Below are 22,183 nucleotides of genomic sequence, written 5' to 3'. Positions count from 1 at the left end.
CGGCGCCCGCGCCACAGGGTCACTTCCCGTGGACCGTTCCGCGCCGCGGACGGCACTGGCATGCTGGTGAGGTGACATCGATCTCGACGGAAAGTCCGCGCACCGCGCTCAGCTGGAAGCTGGTGCCGGCGGGGCTTGTCTCGGCGTCCGGCGTGCTGCTGTTTGGCGCCGGGAATGACCTTGGCTACGGCGTGCTTGCCCTGGGCCTGGTCACGGCGGCTTTCATCGACCGCGCGTTGATGCGGCACCTTGCGCTGGTCGCCGCGGGCATGGTCATCATCAGCGCGGTTCCGCTGAACGCTGACTTGAGCACGCAGCACATAGTCCTCATGGGTGGCGCCCTCGCCCTTGCCGTACTCGTGCCGTGGCTGGTATCGCGGTTCGTGTACGGCGAGAAGATCATCAGGTTCCCTGTGAAGACCGGCCGTAAATGGCCGTTTACCGCGAAGCTGTACCTGGCCGGCGTCGTGCTGCTCGGCTACTTCCTTCTGCCCGTGTACCTGATCAGCACCGGGGTCTACCAAAACTGGCCGGACGCAACCGACCCGGCCATCTTTTGGCGGCTCTTTCTCGGAGTGAACGCTGTCGGCATCTGGGACGAGTTGTTCTTCATCTGCACTACGTTCACGCTGCTGCGGCAACACTTTCCCGACTGGCTGGCCAACATCCTGCAGGCCGTGATCTTCTCGTCCTTTCTTTGGGAGATCGGCTACCAGTCGTGGGGGCCGCTGCTGACGTTCCCGTTCGCGCTGCTGCAGGGCTACACGTTCAAACTGACGAAGTCCCTCACCTACGTCGTGGCTGTGCACCTGACGTTCGACTTCGTGCTGTTCCTCGCGCTGGTCCAGGCCCACAACGGCGACTGGCTGCCGATTTTCCTGTACTGAGCAGGCAGCCGGCGGCAGGGACTACGGGCCGCTCACCCGTGGCGACGGCGGGCGGCCCATCCAGAGTGAGCGGAGGATCCCGCGCTCCCGCCCAGTTACCGACCCACGAAGCGGTGCAGGCCAGGCGACACGCGGGTGTCGGAGCCCATCGCGAGTGGTAACTGGGCAGGAGCGCAGTTTCGCCGGTGCGCGGAAACAGATCCGGAAGGTAAAGCGGAAGCGCTCCGCCACGTTGCCGCAGGTCCTTAACTGGCAAGGTGCCGCGGGAAAGTCTCCCCGCGGCACCCGAATTACTGTGTGAACCGTGTTGCCCTGTGGATCGTTGTGCCTACGCCGGAACAGCTGCCGGCGTAGGTTCACGGACCAGTTCGCTTGCCAGGTCGGCGGCCAGATCTTCGACCACCTGCCCGTACAGCACCGCGCCCTTGGCAGCGCTGGAGCCCGCGGCCGATGACAGGCAACCGGTGGCGGGTGTCCGCTCCGGCACTACCGGCAGCCTGTCAAAGCGCGGCAGGACCGCGGCAGGACCGTCGACCAGGCGGCCCATGGCCACCCGGGCCGGTTCGAGGTGGAGCATAAGCGAGGTTTCCAGGACCCCGCCGTGCTCGATGTCCCAGCCCGGGAAGCCCTCGGGGTAGACCTGCGTCAGCGTGTCCTGGCTGACAAAGTCCCAATACGACAGCAGCAGCACGCTCTGCTTGGCCCCGGGCGCGATCCCAAGCTCGTCCAGGGCCAGGTCGATTCCCTCGTACAGGAACTGGTAGTTCTCGAAGTGGCCGTTGATGAACACCACATGCCGGACGCCCTGGTTGAGGAAGGACTTGACCAGGTTGCGCGCCACGCCGATGAGGGTGGCACCATCCAGACTGACCGTGCCCGGGAGGTGGTTGCCGCCGCCGGACTTCTGCTGCGACTTGTACCCGTAGGCGATCGGCTGGGCAACCATTGCACCCAGCCGCCGGGCGACGCCCTCCGCGAAGTAGGAGGACAGGATGGTGTCCGTTCCCAGCGGAAGGTGCGGGCCGTGCTGTTCCAGGGAGCCGACGGGAATGAGGACGATCGCCTCCCCGGATGCCAAGGCTTCGCGGTAGGCAAAGGCATCCAGGTCCTCCAGAAATACTGACTTTTCCATGCTGGTGGTGCTCCTCGTTAAGGTCCGAGCCGGTGGCGGCTGCCGCCGCCACCGGGTATCGGGCGCTGGTGATGTTGCGGGCCGGGCCGAAGGGGAAACCGGTGGTGTAATCGGCACCGCCGGGGTGATCTCCTGGCTAGAGGCCGGCCGGGGCGGCGGTGGTGGTGGCCGAGAGGTCGGGCACGCGCGGCGCAGCCTCTTCCGCGGTCGCCCCGGCGCTGCTTGGCACCTGCAGGAACTTCCGGTGGAATCGCGGTCCCATCAGGGCGTAGGCCGTTGCGCTGGAGAGGCCGCCGGCCAGCCAGGACAAGTCCCATCCGCCGAGGGCGACGGCGACCGGGCCCTGCATGGCCGGGACCAGCCCGTACATAAACAGCCACGTCGCGAAGATGCCGATGAGCAGGGATGCGATGCCGGCGGGGTTCACGCCAGGCAGGCGCTTGGTGCCGACGGCGTCGAACAGCCGGGCCGGGTCGCTGGGCCAGCGCTTCTCAATCCAGAAGTAGTGCACCAGCATGACGCCGCCCCAGGCAGCCACCCACGCTACGAGTCCGATCAGCCACGCATCCAGGACGGCGGCGAAGTCCTCCTGGAAGATGAAGAAGACGACGGCGGCAAGAGAGAACACACCGACGAACAGGTTGAGCTTGCGGCGGCTGATGGTGATGTCGAGGGCCTGTGTTGCGACCGAGAAGGTGTAGATGTTCAGGATGTTGGTGGCGATCGGTCCGTGCAGGACCATCAGCAGCACCGGGAGCGCCATGACGCCGAAGTTCTGGACGATGAGTTTTCCGGGGTCGATCTCACCGCTGTTGGTGGCCAGGCTGGCGCCCAGGATCCCGAGCCAGACGACGGGGATGAACTGCCCCAGGACCGAGGCCAGGTAGACCTTTCGCTTCGGCACTTCGGTGCTGACGAAGCGGGAGTAGTCGGCGGCGTAGGTGAACCAGGTGATGCCCCAGCCGATGCCGATCGCCGTCATGACGGCGCTCATCGCGGCGATGCGCTCCGAGCCTTCGAGGATGTTGCCGGCCGGGCCGGAGTAGGACCAGTTGATCTTCATGCCGAACCAGGCGACGGCGGACATCACCGCGAGGATAATGATGGTGGGCGGCACGGTCCACTTTTCGAAGGCGGCAATCGCCTTGTAGCCAAACCACGCAATGGCAACCTGCGCGGCCATGATGGCAGTCGCGACGCCGATCTTCCAGCCATAGTTGTGGGCGGTCGGGTCCACCCAGCCGAGCGTCCCGAACAGCGCCATGACCAGGTCAAGGATGATCCACGTGTTGACCGCGCACCAGCCGATGACCAGCAACGCCTGGATGGCCGCCGGAAGGTAGTTCCCGCGCCGGCCGAAGGCGGCCCGGGCCAGGACCATGCCGGTCGCACCCGTCTTCTGGCCCAGCAGCACGAAGCAGCCGAAGAGCAGCATGCCGATCAGGTTCCCCAAAACCAGAACGGTGACGGTGTCGGCGAAGCCGAGGCCGAGGTGGATGCCGAGGGCGCCGAGCACCCAGTTGATCGGGGCGAGGTTGGCACCGGCCCAGATCCAGAACTGGCCTGATACTTTCCGGGTCCGCTGGGATTCGGGAATGGGCTGGAGCCAGGCTTCGCAGTCTTCGTTGACCGCGGGGGCGTGGCTTGCCGAAATCTTAGGGGGGGTTTCACGCATTGGAGCCTCCGTGAGTGAGTGGGGTCCTTCCAGATTATGTGGCACATGCCACATACGCCTATATATGATGTGTCTAGTTAATACTTGCTTCACGCGACGGAGTGTCATGTCAATACGTCTTCAAGATGTCCTGAACCACCCAACGCTGTCCGCCGCCGATCCGGTCGTCCGGGCGGCGGCCGGCACCGCCGCCAGGACCCAGCTCCGGTGGATCCACTCCAGCGAGATTCTTGACATCGCCCCGTTACTCGACGGCGGGGAGTTCCTGCTGACCGGCGGGGAGGCCCTCGCCCTCGCCTCCGACGAACGGCGCGTCACTTACATCCGCGAGCTGGCCGAGCGGGGCGTGGCTGCCCTCGCGATCGAAACCGGCCCCGCCCTGCCTTCGCTCCCGTCCTCGATGGTGTCGGCCGCCGAGGCGGTCGGCCTTCCGCTGATCGAATTGCGCAAGGTGGTCCCGTTTGTCAGTGTCATGCAGGCCATCAACTCGTCGCTGGTCAGCGAGTCGGTTTCGCAGCTGCGGCGGGCCGATGAGGCCAGCCACGCCATGGCCGTCGAGTTGGCGCACGGCGGCAGCCTGGACCGGATTCTGGCCGTACTTGCCGGCATCACCCGTGCCGAGGTGACCCTGGCGTCCCTCACGGGCGCGACCCTTGCCAGTGCATCGCCCGGCAATGCCGAGCGGGCCGAGACGGCCGGACATAGCGAGACCGCCGACGCCGGCAGCGCCGCAGGGGGCACGGCCGCGCCCCACGAACATGCGCGGCTGATCCACATCGACGTTCCTGTGCGCGGAATCCTTGCGGCGCAGTTGTTGCTCAGCGTCCCAGCGGACGAGGACGAGAACCTTGCCCGGACAGCCGGAAAGCGCTCCGTGGACATCCTGGCGCTGGCCATGCTGCAGCGGATGTCCCCCGGGCTGCGGGAGGTTGCCGGAGCAGCACTGATCCGCGCGATCGATTCGGGCAGCCAGCCCTGGCGGCTGCAGCAACTGGCATCAGCGGCCGGAATTCCGGTGTCCGCCCCGCTCGTGGCCGTGGTGGTGCGCTCGGACATTTCACAGCAGCTACGGACATCCCTGGAGCAGCACCTGTCCCGGGCGGCGCAGTCCCACGCCACGTACGTCGACAACGCCGAGCTTCTCGCCGTCGCCAGTCTGGCGGGCGATGCTTCGGAAGAGAGCCGGCGGCGGCTGCTGGCAGGTCTGGTGGAGCTTTCGGCGATGGCCGGAACGCTCGCGGCCGTGGGTCCGCTGGTGGCCGGTATTTCGGACGCGCCCTGGTCGCTGTCCGAAGCCAAGCTCACGCTGGAGCTGGCGTCTTCCCCGCAGCAGGCCCCGGGAAGCGGCGGTCTCCACCAGTCCGTGATCGACGCCGAGGCGTTCGCGGTGGAACGCCTCACCGTTCAATCGCTGGACCCGTACCAGCGCCGGAACTTCGTGCGCCAGCAGCTGGGCGCGCTGCTGGATCATGACGCACAACGGAATTCCCGGCTGCTCGACACCCTGGCCACGTGGCTGGACTGCGGATGCAACACCGCCCACGCGGCCCGCGAGCTTCATGTGGAACGGCAGTCGATGCACCAGCGGCTGCGGCGGATCTTCGAGCTGTGCGGTGGTGACCCGCGGGACACGGGCCGGCTGGCGGCCCTGCATTTGGCCACGCGGCTGGCCACGCTCTCCTGACCCTCCTGCGGACCGGGCCGCCTAGCTCTGCGCCTGCTCCGGACCCGCGGGAGGGCGGCCGCCAAGACGGGTGGTGACGAGGCGCGCGGCAGCGGCGCACGCCTCGCCCAGGCTCTGCAGCCGTTCGCGGGAAACGCGGAACCGGGGGGCCGGGATGAGGACGGAGGCCACGATGTCGCCGCGGTGGTCGAAGACAGGTGCGGCAACGCCGACTTCGTCGATGGATGATTCACCGTAGTTGATGGCCCAGCCCCGGGTTGCTGCGTCGCGGAGTTTGATCTGGTAGCCGTCCAGGCTGGCATCATCCAGCCCCGGATACGTGATGGTGCCGCTGCGGAGCAGGGCACGGACCCGTTCGGCGGGTTCGGCGGACAGGAAGACCTGGACGGAAGCGCTCATGGCGTCCTGGTACCGGGCCCCCAGCGGGGTGGTGTGTTTGATCTGCTGGCGGCTGGCGATCTGCTCGACGCACATTGATTCCGTGCCGTTCCAGACCATCAGTGCGCTGGTTTCACCCGTCTGTTCGGTGAGTTCGCGCAGGACGGGGTAGGCCACGCGCCGCTCCTCGAGTTCAGCGAGCAACGGGCCGGCGACGGCGATCAGCCCCAGGCCCAGGCGGAAGCGGCGTGTTTCCGGGTCGCGTTCCACCAGGTGTTCCTGCTCGAAGGTGGCCAGGATCCGGGAAACGCTGCTTTTGTGCAGCCCGACCCGGTTGGCGATCTCCGTGACACCGAGCAGCGGTTCATCAGCGGTGAAAGTCCGCAGCACGGCGATGGCGTTGACGATGACGGAGGTGCCCTTGGTGTCGCCGTTTCCGGTGGTCCCGGGAGATTCTGCTGGGGTCATGGTGGTTCCCATCATTCCGCATGAGGGCCGAAAAGCGGCGCCACGGTGGACGTGGCGCCGCTTCTGGTGTTCGTCCCTTTCGGGCGGGCGTGGGACGGTCAGGCGCCCACGATGTTGTATTCCGGGCCGAACGGGAACTTCGTGATGTTCTCGGCCCCGTCCTCACCAACCACCAGGATGTCGTGCTCGCGGTAGCCTCCGGCTCCCGGCTGGCCGTCCAGGACCGTGATCATGGGTTCCATGGAGACCACCATGCCAGGCTCGAGAACGGTGTCGATGTCCTCGCGGAGTTCCAGTCCGGCTTCGCGGCCGTAGTAGTGGCTCAGGACGCCGAAGGAGTGTCCGTAGCCGAACGTCCGGTTGGCGAGCAGTCCGTGGCCCACGTAGATCTCGTTCAGCTCGGCGGCGATGTCCTTGCAGACGGCCCCCGGCTTGATGAGCTCGAGGCCGCGCTTGTGGACCTCCACGTTGATGTTCCACAGCTCCAGGGAGCGGGCGTCGGGTTCGCCGTAGAACAGGGTGCGCTCCAGGGCGGTGTAGTACCCGGAGGTCATGGGGAAGCAGTTCAGGGACAGGATGTCGTGTTCCTGGATCTTCCGGGTGGTGGCCCAGTTGTGGGCGCCGTCGGTGTTGATGCCGGACTGGAACCACACCCAGGTGTCGCGGATTTCCGAGTCCGGGAAGGTCCGGGCGATCTCGTGGACCATGGCTTCGGTGCCGATCAGGGCGACCTCGTATTCGGTGATGCCGGCGGTGATGGCGTTGCGGATGGCCTCGCCGCCGAGGTCTCCGATGCGGGCTCCGTGCTTGATCACCTCGATCTCCTCGGCCGACTTGATCATCCGCTGGCGCATGGCGGCCTGGGCCACGTCCACCAGGGTGGCCGAGGCAAACGCCGCCTGGATCTTGTTCCGGTTGTCGAGCGGGAGGGAATCGTCTTCGACGCCCAGCCGGCGCGGGCTGATGCCGCGGGTGCGCAGCGCCTCCTGGATGGCGAAGATGTAGTTGTCCCGGCGCCAGTCCGTGTAGACCACGTTGTCGCCGTAGCTGCGGCGCCACGGCATGCCGGCGTCGATATTGGCCGTGACGGTCACGGTGTCATCCTTGGTGACCACCATGGCGTAGGACCGGCCGAAATAGGTGAAGAGGAAGTCGGAGTAGTACTTGATGGAGTGGTAGCTGGTCAGGACGACGGCGTCCAGGTCCTTCTCTGCCATGATCCGGCGCAGCCCGCCGAGCCGGCGCTCAAATTCGGCGCTGGAAAAGGTCAGCTTTTCCTTCTGGCCGTTGTGCAGGACTTTCAGACGCTCCAGTTCGGCGATGGACGAGGCGTTGCCCGAGGTGGTGATAGTCATCGTGATGGTGCCCTTCTGCGATGGGGTTCCAGGGGAAGTTGGGATTCGCGTTGCATTCAGCGCAACACTGTTGCATCAGAATAGGCGTGACGCGTGACACAGTCAATGGCCTTTGTTTTCTTGGCGTGATTTTCTCGCGCACACAGAAGTCGTGGAGGGGAACAGGCGCCGAAAGGCGGCCGGGCGGACTGCCGACGAGTCGTTGCTTAAGGTGTTACTTTGTTGCACATAATGCGACGCCTGAGGCCGGCTTGGAAAAAGCTTGGGCCAGCGGGCGCCGCCGTTCCCCCCAGGGGAGGCACAGTGGCACACTTAGTGGACTATCGAGTGACTGGGGGGATCCACGTCAGGAGATCGCCATGCGCATTCTGGTAGGCACACACAGTTCCGGCCACCCGACGGCGGGCAGGCCATGATGATCGGGTGGGCCTACCTGATGGCGGGAATCATGACAATCGACGCGCTCCTGTTCGGATTGCTCCTGATGAACGTGAAGTGGCCGAAGCGCTGGAAGAAAAGATGACTGAGGCGCGGCGCACGCCGCCCAGGCTGCCGCGCCCCCAGGGGCCCTAGAGAACCTGCCGGACGCTTTTCTCGAAGCTTGAGACGTGCTCGAGGGCAAGCTTTGCGGCAAGATCAGCGTCGCCGTCGGCGACTGCCTCAAGCAGCCCGACGTGTTCGGTGATGTGTCCCGCCACCGAGGGGAGCTTGTCCAGCACCAGGCACCAGATCCGCGTGGCGAGGTTGTCGTAGCGGATCAGGGTGTCTTCCAGGTGGGGATTGCCCGCGGCGCGGTAGATCAGCCGGTGCACGGTGAGGTCGTAGCGCATGAGCTCGCGCTTGTCGCGTGGTGTGGCATCGAGACCGGAGATGGCCCGGGCGACCTCCCGGAGCTCCTCGCGCATTTCCGAGCTGGCGTTCGTTGCGGCGCGGCGGGCCGCCAGCGGTTCCAGCAGCTCGCGGATGTCCGAGACATCCGCGAGTTCCGTGATGTCAACGATGGTGGCGAACGTTCCCCGGCGCGGGTATGAAACAACCAGATGGTCAACCTCGAGGCGCTTGATGGCCTCCCGGACGGGAGTCCGGCCCACCCCAAGTTCAGTGGCCAGCTGGCCGTCGTTGATCGGGGCGCCGGGCTTGATCTCAAGCATGATCAGCTTGTCCCGCAGTTGGCGGTAGGCCGCCTCGGCCAGGGAGATCTCCCCCTCCTCGGCTGCCGGCATAAGGTGTCCTGCGCTCAACGGATCTCCCCTTCCCCAGCGGCCCATCCGGCGGTTTTGGCCGGGAACCTATTGACTCTGTTGTGATTTCCACCATACCATTGATCCCACACTGATATATCAATTAGTCAGAAGTAGTATTTCAAAGGAGCAGTCGTATGGTTGGGCAGCTGAATCACCGGTTATCAGAAGTGGACATCGAAGTAGCGGAAGCTGTGGACAGGGAGCTCCTGCGCCAGCAGTCCACCCTCGAGATGATCGCCTCCGAGAATTTCGCCCCCGCCTCGGTCATGGAGGCGCAGGGCTCGGTCCTGACAAACAAATACGCCGAGGGCTACCCGGGTAAGCGCTACTACGGCGGCTGCGAGCACGTCGACGTGATCGAACAGCTCGCCATCGACCGTGTCAAGGCCCTGTTCGGCGCGGAAGCCGCGAACGTGCAGCCGCACTCCGGGGCCCAGGCGAACGCCGCCGCCATGTTTGCCCTGCTGGAGCCGGGCGACACGATCATGGGACTCTCGCTCGCACACGGCGGACACCTCACCCACGGCATGCGCATCAACTTCTCCGGCAAGCTCTACAACGTGGTCCCGTACCACGTCAGCGAGCACAACCACCTGGTCGATATGGCCGAAGTCGAGGCCCTGGCCCTCGAGCACCGGCCCAAAATGATCGTGGCCGGCTGGTCGGCCTACTCCCGGCAGCTGGATTTTGCCGAGTTGCGCCGGATTGCCGACCTCGTGGGCGCCTACCTGATGGTCGACATGGCGCACTTCGCCGGTCTCGTGGCTGCCGGGCTGCACCCGAACCCGGTGCCCTTTGCCGACGTCGTCACCACCACCACGCACAAGACCCTTGGCGGCCCGCGCGGCGGGGTGATCCTGAGCAGGGAGGAATTTGCGCGCAAGATCAACAGCGCCGTCTTCCCCGGCCAGCAGGGCGGCCCGCTGGAACACGTGATCGCGGCCAAGGCCGTCGCCTTCAAGATCGCGGCCTCGGCCGGGTTCAAGGAACGCCAGGAACGCACCCTCGAAGGCGCCCGCCTTCTCGCGTCCCGGCTCCTCAAGGACGACGTCGCCGCCGCCGGGATCTCGGTGGTCAACGGCGGCACCGATGTCCACCTCGTCTTGGTGGACCTGCGGCACTCGGAGCTGGACGGGCAGCAGGCCGAAGACCGGCTACACCAGATCGGCATCACGGTCAACCGCAACGCCGTACCGTTCGACCCCCGCCCGCCCATGGTCTCCTCCGGGCTCCGGATCGGCACCCCGGCACTGGCCACGCGCGGCTTCGGCGCCACCGAATTCGCGGAGGTGGCGGACATCATCGCCTCCGCCCTCACTTCACCGGCCATCGACAACGCACTCAGCGACGAAACCGCCGCCGGCCTCCGCCGGCGCGTCAGCGCCCTGGCGGACAAATTCCCCCTCTACCCGCACCTTGGCGGCAAGACGGCGTCACCCGCGCTTGAGGCAGAACTGATTGGAGCAGCACAATGAGCACGGAACAGCTTCCGGAACACCCGGAATTCCTCTGGCGGAACCCGGAGCCCAAGTCCTCCTACGACGCCGTGATTGTCGGCGGCGGCGGGCACGGCCTCGCCACCGCCTACTACCTGGCCAAGAACCACGGGATGACCAACATCGCCGTCCTGGAAAAAGGCTGGCTCGCAGGCGGCAACATGGCCCGGAACACCACGATCATCCGCTCCAACTACCTCTGGGACGAGAGCGCGGCGATCTACGAGCACGCCCTGAAGCTGTGGGAGATCCTGCCGGAGGAGCTCGAGTACGACTTCCTGTTCAGCCAGCGCGGCGTGATGAACCTCGCCCACACCCTGGGCGACGTCCGCGAAAGCATCCGCCGCGTAGGTGCGAACAAGCTCAACGGAGTCGACGCCGAATGGCTGGACCCGCAGCAGGTCAAGGAACTCTGCCCCATCCTGAACATCAACGACAACATCCGCTACCCCGTCATGGGCGCCACCTACCAGCCGCGTGCCGGCATCGCCAAGCACGACCACGTCGCCTGGGCCTTCGCCCGCAAGTGCGACGAACTCGGCGTGGACATTATCCAGAACTGCGAAGTCACCGGCTTCCTCAAGGACGGCAACCGCGTCGTCGGCGTCAAAACCAACCGCGGCACCATCCACACCGAAAAGGTCGGACTCTGCGCCGCCGGGCACAGCTCGGTCCTCGCGGAAATGGCCGGGTTCCGGCTCCCCATCCAGTCCCACCCGCTGCAGGCACTCGTGTCCGAACTACACGAGCCCGTCCACCCGACCGTGGTCATGTCCAACCACGTCCACGTCTACGTCTCCCAGGCGCACAAGGGCGAACTCGTGATGGGCGCCGGCGTCGACTCCTACAACGGCTACGGGCAGCGCGGCTCCTTCCATGTGATCGAGCACCAGATGGCCGCCGCCGTCGAACTCTTCCCGATCTTCGCCCGAGCCCACGTGCTCCGGACCTGGGGCGGGATCGTGGACACCACCCTCGACGCCTCCCCCATCGTGGGCACCACCCCGGTGGAGAACATGTTCGTCAACTGCGGCTGGGGCACGGGCGGCTTCAAGGGCACCCCGGCGGCGGGACTGACGTTCGCGCACACCATCGCCACCGGAACACCGCACACCCTCAACAAACCCTTTGCCCTCGAGCGCTTCGAAACCGGCGCCCTGATCGATGAACACGGCGCCGCCGCCGTTGCCCACTAAGAAGATTGCCCACTAGAAAGAGGTACGGACATGCTCCTGATCCCCTGCCCCAACTGCGGCCCCCGGGACGAGACCGAATTCCACTACGGCGGCCAGGCCCACATCGCCTACCCCGAAAACCCGGCGGAACTCACCGACCGTGAATGGGCCGAATACCTGTTCTACCGCGACAACACCAAGGGCGCCTTCGCCGAGCGCTGGCTCCACAGCACCAGCTGCCGGCAGTGGTTCAACATGCTCCGCGACACCGTCACCTACGACATCCAGGCCGTCTACCCGATGGGGCAGCTCCGCCCTGACAAGGAAAACACCGCCACGGGAACCACAGCCCCCACACTCCCCAGCCCCGTCTCCCCGGAAGGAGCAAGCAAATGACCGCTCAGCCGCAGCCCGCGCGCCTCAGCACCGGCGGACGCATTGACCGCAGCGTCACCTGGCGCTTTGCCGTGGATGGCCGTGAATTCACGGGCCACCCCGGCGACACCCTCGCCTCCGCCCTGCTGGCGAACGGCCAGATCTCCGCCGGCAACTCCCTGTACGAGGACCGGCCCCGCGGCATCATGTCCGCCGGCGTCGAGGAATCCAACGCCCTCGTCAAGGTCGCCGCCCGGTTCCCGGGCCACGTGGCCGAATCCATGCTTCCCGCCACCACCGTGTCCCTCGTGGACGGGCTCAGCGCCGAACTGCTCAACGGGCTCGGCAAGCTGGATCCCGCGGAGGACCGCGCCGAGTACGACAAGAAGTACGTCCACACCGACGTCCTCGTCGTCGGCGGCGGCCCGGCAGGACTGGCCGCGGCGCGCGAAGCCGTCCGCAGCGGCGCCCGCGTCATCCTCATCGACGACCAGCCGGAACTCGGCGGCTCGCTGCTGTCCGGATCCACCGAACCGGCCCTTGCGGAGACCATCGAAGGGGTCCCCGCCCTGGACTGGGTGTCCAACGTTGAAGCCGAGCTGATCTCCGCGGCCGAGTGCACGGTCCTGAACCGCACCTCGGCCTTCGGCTCCTACGACTCCAACTACGTCATCGCGGCCCAGAACCGGACGGACCACCTCCTGTCCCCGGCCGCGCCCGGCGTATCCCGCCAGCGGATCTGGCACATCCGTGCCAAACAGGTGATCCTGGCCCCGGGCGCGCACGAACGCCCCTTGGTGTTCGAAAACAACGACCGCCCCGGCATCATGCTCGCCTCCGCGGTCCGCACCTACCTCAACCGCTACGCCGTCGCCGCGGGCTCCCGGGTGGTCGTCAGCACCACCAACGACAGCGCCTACGCCCTGGCATCCGACCTCCGGGCCGCGGGCATCCGGGTCGAGGCCGTCGTCGACGCCCGCCCGCAGCTAAGCGAAAAGGCAGCCGCAGCGGCCGCAGCCGGCACACGGGTGCTGATCGGCAGCGCCGTCGCCGACACCTCCGCTGCCGTCTCCGGCGACGGCCGGCTGACCGGCGTCACCATCCGGAGCATCGACGACGACGGCGAACTCACCTCCGGCGTCGAACAGCTGGCCTGCGACCTGCTCGCCGTCTCCGGCGGCTGGTCCCCCGTGGTGCACCTGCACTCCCAGCGCCAGGGCAAGATCCGCTGGGACGATGAGCTGGCCGCCTTCGTGCCCAGCAGCATCGTCCCCAACCAGCAGGTAGCGGGCGCGGGCCGGGGCAGCTTCGGGCTCGCAGACTGCGTCGCCGAGGGCATCTCCGCCGGGGCGGCGGCAGTCAGCGCCGCCGGCTTCGAGCCTGAAAACTCGGGCGGGTCGTCCGTCCTGGCTGAGCCGAAAGCATCCGCCCCGACTCGCCAGCTGTGGCTGGTCCCCGGGCAGGAAGGCGGACCGGACGACTGGCACCACCACTTCGTCGACTTCCAGCGCGACCAGTCCGTGGCCGACGTGCTCCGCTCCACCGGCGCCGGCATGCGTTCGGTGGAACACGTCAAGCGCTACACCTCGATCAGCACCGCCAACGACCAGGGCAAGACCTCCGGGGTGAACGCGATCGGCGTCATCGCCGCGGCACTCCGCCAGGCAGGCGAAGCGTCCCGGGGCATCGGGGAGATCGGCACCACCGCGTACCGTGCCCCGTTCACCCCGGTGGCCTTCGCCGCCCTGGCCGGACGCCAGCGCGGCGAGCTCTTCGACCCGGCCCGCCTCACGTCGATCCACCCCTGGCATGTCGCCCAGGGTGCCCTGTTCGAGGATGTCGGCCAGTGGAAGCGCCCCTGGTACTACCCGCAGGCGGATGAGGACATGGACGCCGCGGTCCTGCGCGAATGCGCCGCCGTCCGGGAATCCGTGGGCTTCATGGACGCCACCACGCTGGGCAAGATCGAAATCCGGGGCAAGGACGCCGGCGAGTTCCTGAACCGCATCTACACCAACGCGTTCAAGAAGCTCGCCCCGGGTTCCGCCCGCTACGGCGTGATGTGCACTCCGGACGGCATGATCTTCGACGACGGCGTCACCCTCCGCCTCGACGAGGACCGGTACTTCATGACGACGACCACCGGCGGTGCCGCCAAGGTCCTGGACTGGCTGGAGGAATGGCTGCAGACCGAATGGCCTGGCCTGGACGTGCACTGCACCTCCGTCACAGAACAGTGGTCCACCATCGCCGTCGTCGGACCGAAGTCCCGCGACGTCGTGGCCAAACTGGCCCCGGAACTGGCGGCCGACGGCGGGCTCGACGCCGAGGCCTTCCCCTTCATGACGTTCCGCGAGACCACCCTGGCCTCCGGTGTCCAGGCCAGGGTCTGCCGGATCTCCTTCTCCGGCGAACTGGCCTACGAAATCAACATCCCGTCCTGGTACGGGCTGAACACCTGGGAATCCGTGGCAGCGGCCGGGGCGGAGTTCAACATCACCCCGTACGGCACCGAGACCATGCACGTCCTGCGTGCGGAGAAGGGCTACCCGATCGTCGGCCAGGACACCGACGGGACCGTCACACCGCAGGACGCGGGGATGGAGTGGGTGGTCTCCAAGGCCAAGGACTTCATCGGCAAGCGTTCCTACACCCGCAAGGACGCCGCCCGCACCGACCGGAAGCACCTGGTCAGCGTCCTCCCCGTGGACGGCACCATCCGGCTCCCCGAAGGCACCCAACTGGTGGAACAGGGCATCACCGTCAACCCCGCCTACGGCCCGGTCCCCATGCAGGGGTTCGTGACGTCCAGCTACCACAGCGCCGCACTGGGCAGGTCGTTCGCCCTCGCCCTGATCAAGAATGGCCGCAACCGCATCGGCGAAACTCTCGTGGCCGCCGCCGGCGACCAGCTGGTTGACGTGGTTGTCGCAGAAACCGTACTTTTTGACTCTGAAGGGACCCGCAAAGATGGCTGACACAGCAGCACTCGAAAATTCCAAGAAGATCCAGACCCTCCGGCAGAGCCCGGCGTCGCTGCTGGCCGCAGCTTTTGCAGCGGGATCCGTGGCGGGCACGGTGGAGCTGCGCGAGGTGCCGTTCCTGACCATGGCTGGGTTCCGGGTCGATCCGGCGGGCGACGGCGGGGAGCGGCTGGGAGCCCTCACGGGAGGCCTGCCCTCCGCGTCCGGGGAAGTCCGCAGCAGCGGCGACACCGCGGTGCTGTGGCTGGGCCCGGCAGAATTCCTGCTCGTGGCACCCGCCGCATCCCACGAAAGCGTGGGCGGCGAACTCCCCCGGACGCTCATCGCAGCACTCGGGGACGACGCCGGCCAGGTGGTCGATCTCTCCGCCAACCGCACCACGCTCGAACTCTCCGGTCCGCGGGCGCGGGCCGTCCTGGAAAAGGGCTGCTCGCTGGACCTGCACCCCCGGGTCTTCAAGACCGGAACGGCGCTGTCCACGGAAATCGGCGGCATCCCGGCCATTCTGTGGAAGACCGCGGAAGAGACCTACCGGGTCTTCCCGCGGGCCTCCTTTGCGGAGTTCCTCGGCCGCTGGCTCCTCGATGCCATGCGCGAATTTGCGACCCCCGAGGTCCCCTGATGGCGCTCAGCGTCCTGGACCTGTTTTCTGTTGGCATCGGGCCGTCCTCCTCCCACACGGTCGGCCCGATGCGGGCAGCAAAACGCTTCGCCGACGGGCTCAAGAGTGACGGGCAGCTGAGTGCAACCACGCGGGTGCAGGCCGAATTGTTCGGCTCTCTGGGGGCCACCGGCCGGGGGCACGGCTCGGACAAGGCCGTGGTCCTGGGTCTCCAGGGCCACGACCCCGAGACAGTGGACACCGGCACTGCCGATGACGAGGTGGCGGCCGCGGCCCTGGACGCGGAGCTGCGGCTCGGCGGCCACCACCGGGTGGACTTCAACTGGGACGAGGACGTGGTCCTGCACCGGCGCAAGTCGCTGCCGGCCCACCCCAACGGCATGACCTTCCGGGCGCTGGACCATGCCGGGGCTGTCCTCAGCGAACGGAGCTTCTATTCCGTTGGGGGCGGCTTCGTTGTTGATGGCGATGCCGACGCCGGCGACCAGGTGGTGCGGGACGACACCGTGCTGCCCTACCCCTTCACGACGGCCGACGAGCTCCTGGACATCTGTAAGCGGGAGGGCATGTCCATCTCCGACGTGATGCTCGCCAACGAACTGGTCTGGCGCAGTGAGGCCGAACTCCGCGAAAAGCTCCTGGCACTGTGGGCTGTTATGCGCCAGTGCGTGGACAACGGCTGCGCGGCCGAGGGCATCCTGCCCGGCGGGCTGAACGTCCCACGCCGCGCCCCGGCCCTGTTCCGGACGCTGGCGGCCGCCGCCACCAGCGCCGGGGACCGGGCAAGGACCCCCGCGCTGGCCCAGGTGCCCGCCGACCCGCTGCTCGCCATGGAATGGGTGAACCTGTTTGCCCTGGCCGTCAACGAGGAAAATGCGGCCGGCGGGCGCATCGTCACCGCCCCCACCAACGGCGCAGCCGGCATCGTCCCCGCGGTGCTTCACTACTACGTCAAGTTTGTTCCGGGAGCCGACGACGACGGCGTCGTCCGCTTCCTCCTGGCGGCGGCCGCCGTCGGCATCCTCTTCAAGATCAACGCCTCCATCTCCGGGGCGGAAGTCGGCTGCCAGGGTGAAGTCGGATCGGCCTGCTCCATGGCGGCAGCGGGGCTTTGCGAAGTGCTGGGCGGCACCCCGGAACAAGTGGAAAACGCCGCCGAAGTCGGGATCGAACACAACCTCGGCCTGACCTGCGATCCCGTCGGCGGGCTGGTGCAGATCCCCTGCATCGAACGCAACGCGATCGCCAGCGTCAAAGCCATCAACGCCGCCCGCCTGTGCCTCCACGGCGACGGCAGCCATAAGGTCTCGCTGGACAAGGCCATCAAAACCATGCGTGAAACAGGAGCGGACATGAAAACCAAGTACAAGGAAACCTCCCGCGGAGGCCTCGCCGTGAACGTCGTGGAGTGCTGATCATGGCCGGCGACCAGACACCCGAAACCGTGGAGCACATCCTGACCCTGGACTGCCCGGAAACGCGCGGTATCGTCCACGCGGTCTCCGGATTCCTGCTGGACCAGGGCTGCGACATCCTCGAGAGCAAACAATTCGATTCACAGCTGGACGGCCACTTCTTTATGCGGCTCCACTTTGCCTCGGCGGGGGACCAGGCCACGCTCGAGTCGCTCAGGGACGCCTTCGTGCCCGTCGCCGAGAAATTCGGCATGCACTGGGAACTGCGGCGTCACGGGGCCAAACGGCGGGTCCTGATCATGGTCTCGAAATTCGAGCACTGCCTCAACGACCTGCTGTACCGGGCACGCACAGGGGAACTGCCCGCCGAGATCGTCGGCGTCGTCTCCAACCACCCCGATCATCGGCGGACCGTCGAATGGCACGGGATCCCCTTCTTCCATGTGCCCGTCACGCCGGACACCAAGCCTGCGGCCGAACAACGGCTTCTGGAACTGATCGACCGGATGGACGTCGAACTGGTGGTTCTGGCCCGTTATATGCAGGTCCTCAGCGACGACCTCACCCGCCTGCTGGATGGCCGCGCCATCAACATCCACCACTCCTTCCTGCCCAGCTTCAAGGGCGCGAAGCCCTATCACCAGGCCCACGCCCGCGGTGTGAAGACGGTCGGCGCCACCGCCCACTACGTCAACGCCGAGCTGGACGAGGGGCCCATCATCTCCCAGCAGGTGGTGGACGTGGACCACACTTACGGGCCGGACGAGCTGGTGGCCGCCGGCCGGGACACGGAATGCAGGGCCCTGTCCAACGCCGTCCGCTGGCACTGCGAGGGACGCGTGTTCCTGCAGGGCAACCGGACCGTCGTGCTGCGCTAGCCTCGCCCCACCCGGCGCGCCGCGCTCCTGCCCAGTTACCGGCCGCCGCAGCCCCGGAATCCGGCGTTTTCCCCGGGACACGCCGGTGCCGGACTGTGCCGCGAAGAAGCAACTGGGCGGGAGCGCAGCCGGGCAGTGGGAACAGGTGACCTCAGGCCGTCGGTGCCAGCTCGGCGGCGGGCACCACGACGGCCCCGGTGGCGGTCGAGTCCGGGTTCAGCATCCAGCCGACCCGTTTGGCGGAGTTGAGCACCACAACGCTCTCCACGAGCTGGATGCCGGGGATCCGCAGCTGGAGTGCCTGTTCGGCGTTCATAACGTCCGCCAGGGAATGCAGCCACATCAGGATCACAAAGTTGGTGCGGCCGGTGGTGGAGGCGGTGAGCCGGATGTTGCGGAAGTTGCGCAGCTCGGCAGCGGCGGCCTCATGGCGGCCGGGCGGAACGTTGGCGAGCCACTGGCAGGTGACCGGGTACCCCGAGTATTTCTGCGCGATTTCACACCGGAAAGAGAGAACGTGGCTGGCCAGGACCCGATTCAGCTGGCGTTGGACCGTAGCGGGGCTGCGGCCAAGGGCGCGGGCGATGTCAGCGGCGCCCGCGCGCCCGTCCCTGGCCAGGAACGGAATCAGGTCCAGGTGGCTCCGCGGCAGCGGCGCACCCTGGTTTGCCGCCGGTGCCGCGCCGGAAGCCTCGGGCCCCGCCAGCGCCCGAAGCGCGGCAATCTGCGCCTTGTCCAGCACGTTCAGCCGCCACGCATAGCCGCCGGAGTGCAGCCGCGTGCACAGCGCCGTCTGGTACTTGGTGAGGCCGGGGATCTCCTTGAGGCGCTCCAGGACGACGTCGCTGAACTGGGCCAGGGTGGGCGTGATGACCGTGAGCATAAGGTCACGGTTGCTGGCCGCCTCCTCCACCGTGACCACTTCCGGGATCGCCGCCAGCGCTGCGGTCACCGCGGCCCGCGACGTCATCTCGCAGTCCACATCAACAAGCGCCAGGCACATCTGCTTCGGATCGCCGATCAGGTGGGCCGTGCTCCAGGCGGTTCCGGAGGATTTCAGCCGTTCCCAGCGGGCCGCCAAAGTGGTCGCATGGACGCCCAGGATGCCGGCAGCATCCGACCAGCTGATCCGCGGCGCTATCTGCAGCGCGTGGATCAGCTGCAGGTCTTCCTCGCTGATCTCCACAAAAGCCCTCCGCCAATGAATGATTCCTGTACTTACCCTCACATTTTTGCATTTTTTCAGTCATTTTCCTCCCTGTGACTCCAGTCACTCCACAATGGTTCGTAAGCACCTGCCAACCGTTCAGGAAGAGGGAACATATGTCGGTCACCGCCGATGCCAAGGAACTGCAAGGCCACATCACCCGGCTCCGCCACGAGTTGCACCAGGAACCGGAGATCGGCCTGGCCCTCCCCCGCACCCAGGAGAAAGTCCTCAAAGCCCTCGACGGCCTGCCGTACGAAATCACCCTCGGCGAGACCACGACGTCGGTCACCGCAGTTCTGCGCGGCGGCGCACCGCACGCGTCGGCCAACAAGCCCGTCGTCCTGCTGCGCGCGGACATGGACGGCCTCCCCGTCCAGGAACGTACCGGCGTCGGCTACTCCTCCCGGCTCGACGGCGCCATGCACGCCTGCGGCCACGACCTCCATACCTCGATGCTGGCCGGTGCCGCCACCCTCCTGGCCGAACGGCGCGAGCAGCTGGCCGGCGACGTCGTCCTGATGTTCCAGCCCGGCGAGGAGGGCTACGACGGTGCCGGCCACATGATCCGCGAAGGGGTGCTGGACGCGGCGGGCAGGCGCGCGGACGCCGCCTACGGCATGCACGTGTTCTCCTCGCTGGAACCGCACGGCCAGTTCGCCACCAAGCCGGGTGTGATGCTGAGCGCCTCTGACGGACTGTTCGTCACGATCCTGGGCGCCGGCGGCCACGGCTCCGCCCCGCACGCGGCCAAGGACCCCGTCACCGCGGCGGCGGAGATGGTGACCGCGCTGCAGGTCATGATCACCCGGCAGTTCAACATGTTTGACCCGGTAGTCCTGACCGTCGGCGTCCTGCAGGCGGGCACCACCCGCAACGTCATCCCCGAATCGGCGCGCATCGAGGCAACCGTCCGCACCTTCTCCCACGCCTCCCGCGAGCGGATGATGACCGCCGTTCCCACCCTCCTGAAGGGCATCGCCCACGCCCACGGCCTGGAGGTGGAGGTCGACTACCGCGGGGAATACCCGCTCAGCATCACGGACGAAAACGAGACCATCACCGCAGAGAGGACCATCCAGAACCTGTTTGGTCAGTCCCGGCTGACCCGCTGGGCCACGCCCCTCAGCGGATCCGAGGACTTCTCCCGGGTGATGGCGGAGGTGCCCGGCACGTTCATCGGGCTCAGCGCCGTCGCGCCGGGCGCGGACCACACCGCCGCCGCGTTCAACCACTCCCCCTACGCCACGTTCGACGACGGCGTCCTCACCGACGGTGCGGCGCTTTACGCAGAGCTCGCCATTGCCCGGATCGCTGCACTTGCCGCCGGCACCCCAACGTCCGCCGCTTCCTAGCCCTACATCTTCGGAGACATCATGACCACCATCACGAACCCGCCGCTCATCAGCCGGGCGGCCACGCGGAAGACCCTCCTGGGTACGGGCATCGGGAACGCCGTCGAATGGTACGACTGGGCGATCTACGCCACGTTCACGCCGTTCATCGCCAGCCAGCTGTTCAGCAAGGCGGACCCTGCCTCGGCGGTTCTGGCAACGCTGGCGATCTTCGCCGTCGGTTTCGTGGCCCGGCCGGTCGGCGGTTTCCTGTTCGGCTGGATCGGCGACCGCGTCGGCCGCAAGACGTCCATGACGCTCGCCGTCGGGCTCGCGTCGCTGGGCAGCCTGATGATCGGCGTCGCGCCGTCCTTCGCAAGCGTCGGGTTCTGGGCGTCGCTGATGCTCCTGGTGGCCCGGCTGATCCAGGGCCTGGCCCACGGCGGTGAGCTGCCGTCGTCGCAGACCTATCTCTCCGAGGTGGCCCCGAAAGAGAAGCGCGGCCTGTGGGCCACCCTGATCTACACCTCGGGCACGGTGGGAATCCTGGCCGGCACGCTGCTGGGTGCGGTCCTCAACATGACCCTCAGCGCCGATGCGATGAATGACTGGGGCTGGCGTATCCCCTTCCTGGTCGGCGCCGTCATGGGCCTCTACGCGCTGATCATGCGCTCCAAGCTGCACGAGACCGAGGCTTTCGAAGGCGAGACGGCCACCGAGAAGCGCGCCGCCATCTGGCCGCAGATCGTGAAACACCGCAAGCAGGCGCTCCAGGTCATCGGGCTGACGGTGGGCCTCACGGTGATCTACTACATCTGGGGTGTTGTGGCCCCGAGCTACGCCGCCACCACGCTGAAGATCGACCGCGGCGAGGCGCTCTGGGCCAGCGTGGTCGCGAACATCGTTTTCATTGCCGCCCTGCCCTTCTGGGGCAAGCTGTCCGACCGGATCGGCCGCAAGAAGGTGCTCTGGGCCGGCGCTGCCGGAAGCGCCGTCATGCACTTCCCCATGACCTGGCTGCTGAAGGATTCAGCCTGGCAGCTCGCCGTGGCCATGTCCGTCATGCTCATCTTCATTGCCGCCAGCGCCGCGATCGTTCCGGCCGTCTACGCGGAACTGTTCCCCACGAGCATCCGGACTATCGGCGTCGGCGTCCCGTATTCCATCTGCGTGGCAGTCTTCGGCGGGACCGCCCCGTACCTGCAGACCTGGCTCGGGACCATTGGCCTCTCCAACCTGTTCAACGTGTACGCCGTGGTGTTGCTGCTCATCAGCGTGCTGTTCGTCTTCACCATCCCGGAGACCAAGGGCAAGGACCTGACGCACTAGGCGAGTCGCAAGGACGCGCCAGGAATAGTCCTTTAGACCCGAACGAAAGTGCCCCCTACCGTGCAGGCGGGGGGCACTTTCGTTGGGCTGACGTTGGAGAGCCCTTGCGCAGATTTCAGCGGGTGTCCGGCGTTTCGCCGTTTCCGACGGCGTCAATCCAGTCGATCGCCTCGTCCGAGAAGTAGAATCCCGAGGGCCCGTTCTCGCCCACCCACCAGGCACCCGACGCAACCGACCCGCCAGCATCCTCGATCTCATCGAGGATCTCCGCCGGCACTGCATCGCCGTTGTTGTCGATCAGCCATTCCCGCGTTGAGGGCTTCAGCTTCGGCCACCATTGCTCAATGCTCATGGCCGCAGTCTGCCATGGCGCAGCGGGTGCTGAAAGAGTCCGGCCCTAAAGTGCCGGGCCTGGTGAGCGTCACCGTATGCTGATCAGAATCCGGCGAGAACACCACATCGAGGATGGCTAAACGGGCGGCAAGCGCCGGCGCCGGAGTCGCGACCGGTAGCCTCCAGCATGCCGGAGTGCCAGTATGTTGAGA

The 22,183-nt window shown here is 66.9% G+C and carries 18 protein-coding genes; 11 read left to right on the top strand and 7 right to left on the bottom strand.

Going from position 1 to position 22,183, the window contains the following annotated elements; translation table 11 throughout:
- Nucleotides 1-71 precede the first annotated feature (71 nt).
- Nucleotides 72-887: a CPBP family intramembrane glutamic endopeptidase gene (locus tag LDO13_RS00480; protein ID WP_224048147.1), complete on the top strand. Its 816-nt coding sequence runs from the start codon at nucleotides 72-74 to the stop codon at nucleotides 885-887.
- A gap of 328 nt (nucleotides 888-1,215) precedes the next feature.
- Here LDO13_RS00480 and LDO13_RS00475 read toward each other — a convergent pair whose 3' ends face one another.
- Together LDO13_RS00475 and LDO13_RS00470 are read right to left on the bottom strand one after the other, a co-directional pair.
- Nucleotides 1,216-2,019 (bottom strand): creatininase, encoded by an 804-nt coding sequence (locus LDO13_RS00475; protein WP_224048146.1) that lies wholly within the window; start codon nucleotides 2,017-2,019, stop codon nucleotides 1,216-1,218.
- A 136-nt stretch (nucleotides 2,020-2,155) separates the two neighbouring features.
- Nucleotides 2,156-3,694: a cytosine permease gene (locus LDO13_RS00470; protein WP_224048145.1), complete on the bottom strand. Its 1,539-nt coding sequence runs from the start codon at nucleotides 3,692-3,694 to the stop codon at nucleotides 2,156-2,158.
- A gap of 106 nt (nucleotides 3,695-3,800) precedes the next feature.
- Between LDO13_RS00470 and LDO13_RS00465 the strand changes: the two genes are divergently transcribed.
- A complete protein-coding gene (locus LDO13_RS00465) occupies nucleotides 3,801-5,378 on the top strand; it encodes a PucR family transcriptional regulator (protein ID WP_224048144.1) in 1,578 nt (525 codons plus the stop codon).
- 21 nt (nucleotides 5,379-5,399) lie between these two features.
- Here LDO13_RS00465 and LDO13_RS00460 read toward each other — a convergent pair whose 3' ends face one another.
- The 3 genes from LDO13_RS00460 to LDO13_RS00450 form a co-directional block, all read right to left on the bottom strand.
- The gene (locus LDO13_RS00460; RefSeq protein WP_224048143.1) at nucleotides 5,400-6,224 is read right to left on the bottom strand and encodes an IclR family transcriptional regulator; all 825 of its coding nucleotides are present in this window, start codon (nucleotides 6,222-6,224) and stop codon (nucleotides 5,400-5,402) included.
- 98 nt (nucleotides 6,225-6,322) lie between these two features.
- Nucleotides 6,323-7,579, bottom strand: coding sequence for an aminopeptidase P family protein (locus LDO13_RS00455; protein ID WP_224048142.1), 1,257 nt, complete (start codon nucleotides 7,577-7,579; stop codon nucleotides 6,323-6,325).
- A gap of 569 nt (nucleotides 7,580-8,148) precedes the next feature.
- Nucleotides 8,149-8,802, bottom strand: a complete 654-nt coding sequence (locus tag LDO13_RS00450) for a GntR family transcriptional regulator (RefSeq protein WP_224049845.1) — start codon at nucleotides 8,800-8,802, stop codon at nucleotides 8,149-8,151.
- Nucleotides 8,803-8,957: 155 nt separating this feature from the next.
- On the opposite strand from LDO13_RS00450, the gene glyA reads away from it, so the two are divergent.
- The 7 genes from glyA to purU are packed head-to-tail and all read left to right on the top strand — an operon-like array spanning nucleotide 8,958 to nucleotide 17,768.
- The gene (gene glyA, locus LDO13_RS00445; RefSeq protein ID WP_224048141.1) at nucleotides 8,958-10,298 is read left to right on the top strand and encodes a serine hydroxymethyltransferase; all 1,341 of its coding nucleotides are present in this window, start codon (nucleotides 8,958-8,960) and stop codon (nucleotides 10,296-10,298) included.
- A complete protein-coding gene (locus LDO13_RS00440; protein WP_224048140.1) occupies nucleotides 10,295-11,515 on the top strand; it encodes a sarcosine oxidase subunit beta family protein in 1,221 nt (406 codons plus the stop codon). The genes glyA and LDO13_RS00440 overlap by 4 nt, the downstream gene beginning before the upstream one ends.
- Before the next feature lie 30 nt (nucleotides 11,516-11,545).
- Nucleotides 11,546-11,890, top strand: coding sequence for a sarcosine oxidase subunit delta (locus tag LDO13_RS00435; RefSeq protein ID WP_224048139.1), 345 nt, complete (start codon nucleotides 11,546-11,548; stop codon nucleotides 11,888-11,890).
- Entirely contained in the window at nucleotides 11,887-14,847 is a 2,961-nt protein-coding gene (locus LDO13_RS00430; RefSeq protein WP_224048138.1) for a 2Fe-2S iron-sulfur cluster-binding protein, read from the top strand. The genes LDO13_RS00435 and LDO13_RS00430 overlap by 4 nt, the downstream gene beginning before the upstream one ends.
- Complete coding sequence (locus tag LDO13_RS00425) at nucleotides 14,840-15,475, top strand: sarcosine oxidase subunit gamma family protein (RefSeq protein ID WP_224048137.1); 636 nt, start codon at nucleotides 14,840-14,842, stop codon at nucleotides 15,473-15,475. Before LDO13_RS00430 ends, LDO13_RS00425 begins: the two co-directional genes overlap by 8 nt.
- Entirely contained in the window at nucleotides 15,475-16,890 is a 1,416-nt protein-coding gene (locus tag LDO13_RS00420; RefSeq protein WP_224048136.1) for an L-serine ammonia-lyase, read from the top strand. The genes LDO13_RS00425 and LDO13_RS00420 overlap by 1 nt, the downstream gene beginning before the upstream one ends.
- 2 nt (nucleotides 16,891-16,892) lie before the next feature.
- Nucleotides 16,893-17,768: a formyltetrahydrofolate deformylase gene (gene purU / locus LDO13_RS00415; RefSeq protein WP_224049844.1), complete on the top strand. Its 876-nt coding sequence runs from the start codon at nucleotides 16,893-16,895 to the stop codon at nucleotides 17,766-17,768.
- Between the two features lie 151 nt (nucleotides 17,769-17,919).
- Here purU and LDO13_RS00410 read toward each other — a convergent pair whose 3' ends face one another.
- A complete protein-coding gene (locus LDO13_RS00410; RefSeq protein WP_224048135.1) occupies nucleotides 17,920-18,954 on the bottom strand; it encodes an Lrp/AsnC family transcriptional regulator in 1,035 nt (344 codons plus the stop codon).
- A gap of 137 nt (nucleotides 18,955-19,091) precedes the next feature.
- On the opposite strand from LDO13_RS00410, the gene LDO13_RS00405 reads away from it, so the two are divergent.
- A complete protein-coding gene (locus LDO13_RS00405) occupies nucleotides 19,092-20,330 on the top strand; it encodes a M20 family metallopeptidase (RefSeq protein ID WP_224048134.1) in 1,239 nt (412 codons plus the stop codon).
- A gap of 21 nt (nucleotides 20,331-20,351) precedes the next feature.
- The gene (locus LDO13_RS00400; RefSeq protein WP_224048133.1) at nucleotides 20,352-21,638 is read left to right on the top strand and encodes an MFS transporter; all 1,287 of its coding nucleotides are present in this window, start codon (nucleotides 20,352-20,354) and stop codon (nucleotides 21,636-21,638) included.
- Nucleotides 21,639-21,753: 115 nt separating this feature from the next.
- Here LDO13_RS00400 and LDO13_RS00395 read toward each other — a convergent pair whose 3' ends face one another.
- Entirely contained in the window at nucleotides 21,754-21,990 is a 237-nt protein-coding gene (locus LDO13_RS00395) for a hypothetical protein (protein ID WP_224048132.1), read from the bottom strand.
- Nucleotides 21,991-22,183 lie beyond the last annotated feature (193 nt).

This window comes from Arthrobacter sp. NicSoilB4 (assembly GCF_019977335.1).
In the GTDB taxonomy this organism is placed as follows: Bacteria; Actinomycetota; Actinomycetes; order Actinomycetales; family Micrococcaceae; genus Arthrobacter.
The sequence above is the reverse complement of the archived record's forward strand: the minus strand, read 5'-3'. Positions and strand labels throughout refer to the sequence as shown.

What these genes read in the sequence shown, in the direction of transcription:
- LDO13_RS00455 (WP_224048142.1), bottom strand. Translation starts at nt 7,579, where the DNA reads ATGACTATCACCACCTCGGGCAACGCCTCGTCCATCGCCGAACTGGAG.
- LDO13_RS00460 (WP_224048143.1), bottom strand. Translation starts at nt 6,224, where the DNA reads ATGACCCCAGCAGAATCTCCCGGGACCACCGGAAACGGCGACACCAAG.
- LDO13_RS00435 (WP_224048139.1), top strand. Translation starts at nt 11,546, where the DNA reads ATGCTCCTGATCCCCTGCCCCAACTGCGGCCCCCGGGACGAGACCGAA.
- glyA (WP_224048141.1), top strand. Translation starts at nt 8,958, where the DNA reads ATGGTTGGGCAGCTGAATCACCGGTTATCAGAAGTGGACATCGAAGTA.
- LDO13_RS00465 (WP_224048144.1), top strand. Translation starts at nt 3,801, where the DNA reads ATGTCAATACGTCTTCAAGATGTCCTGAACCACCCAACGCTGTCCGCC.
- LDO13_RS00420 (WP_224048136.1), top strand. Translation starts at nt 15,475, where the DNA reads ATGGCGCTCAGCGTCCTGGACCTGTTTTCTGTTGGCATCGGGCCGTCC.
- LDO13_RS00400 (WP_224048133.1), top strand. Translation starts at nt 20,352, where the DNA reads ATGACCACCATCACGAACCCGCCGCTCATCAGCCGGGCGGCCACGCGG.
- LDO13_RS00405 (WP_224048134.1), top strand. Translation starts at nt 19,092, where the DNA reads ATGTCGGTCACCGCCGATGCCAAGGAACTGCAAGGCCACATCACCCGG.
- LDO13_RS00395 (WP_224048132.1), bottom strand. Translation starts at nt 21,990, where the DNA reads ATGAGCATTGAGCAATGGTGGCCGAAGCTGAAGCCCTCAACGCGGGAA.
- LDO13_RS00470 (WP_224048145.1), bottom strand. Translation starts at nt 3,694, where the DNA reads ATGCGTGAAACCCCCCCTAAGATTTCGGCAAGCCACGCCCCCGCGGTC.
- LDO13_RS00440 (WP_224048140.1), top strand. Translation starts at nt 10,295, where the DNA reads ATGAGCACGGAACAGCTTCCGGAACACCCGGAATTCCTCTGGCGGAAC.
- LDO13_RS00430 (WP_224048138.1), top strand. Translation starts at nt 11,887, where the DNA reads ATGACCGCTCAGCCGCAGCCCGCGCGCCTCAGCACCGGCGGACGCATT.
- LDO13_RS00475 (WP_224048146.1), bottom strand. Translation starts at nt 2,019, where the DNA reads ATGGAAAAGTCAGTATTTCTGGAGGACCTGGATGCCTTTGCCTACCGC.
- LDO13_RS00425 (WP_224048137.1), top strand. Translation starts at nt 14,840, where the DNA reads ATGGCTGACACAGCAGCACTCGAAAATTCCAAGAAGATCCAGACCCTC.
- LDO13_RS00450 (WP_224049845.1), bottom strand. Translation starts at nt 8,802, where the DNA reads ATGCCGGCAGCCGAGGAGGGGGAGATCTCCCTGGCCGAGGCGGCCTAC.
- purU (WP_224049844.1), top strand. Translation starts at nt 16,893, where the DNA reads ATGGCCGGCGACCAGACACCCGAAACCGTGGAGCACATCCTGACCCTG.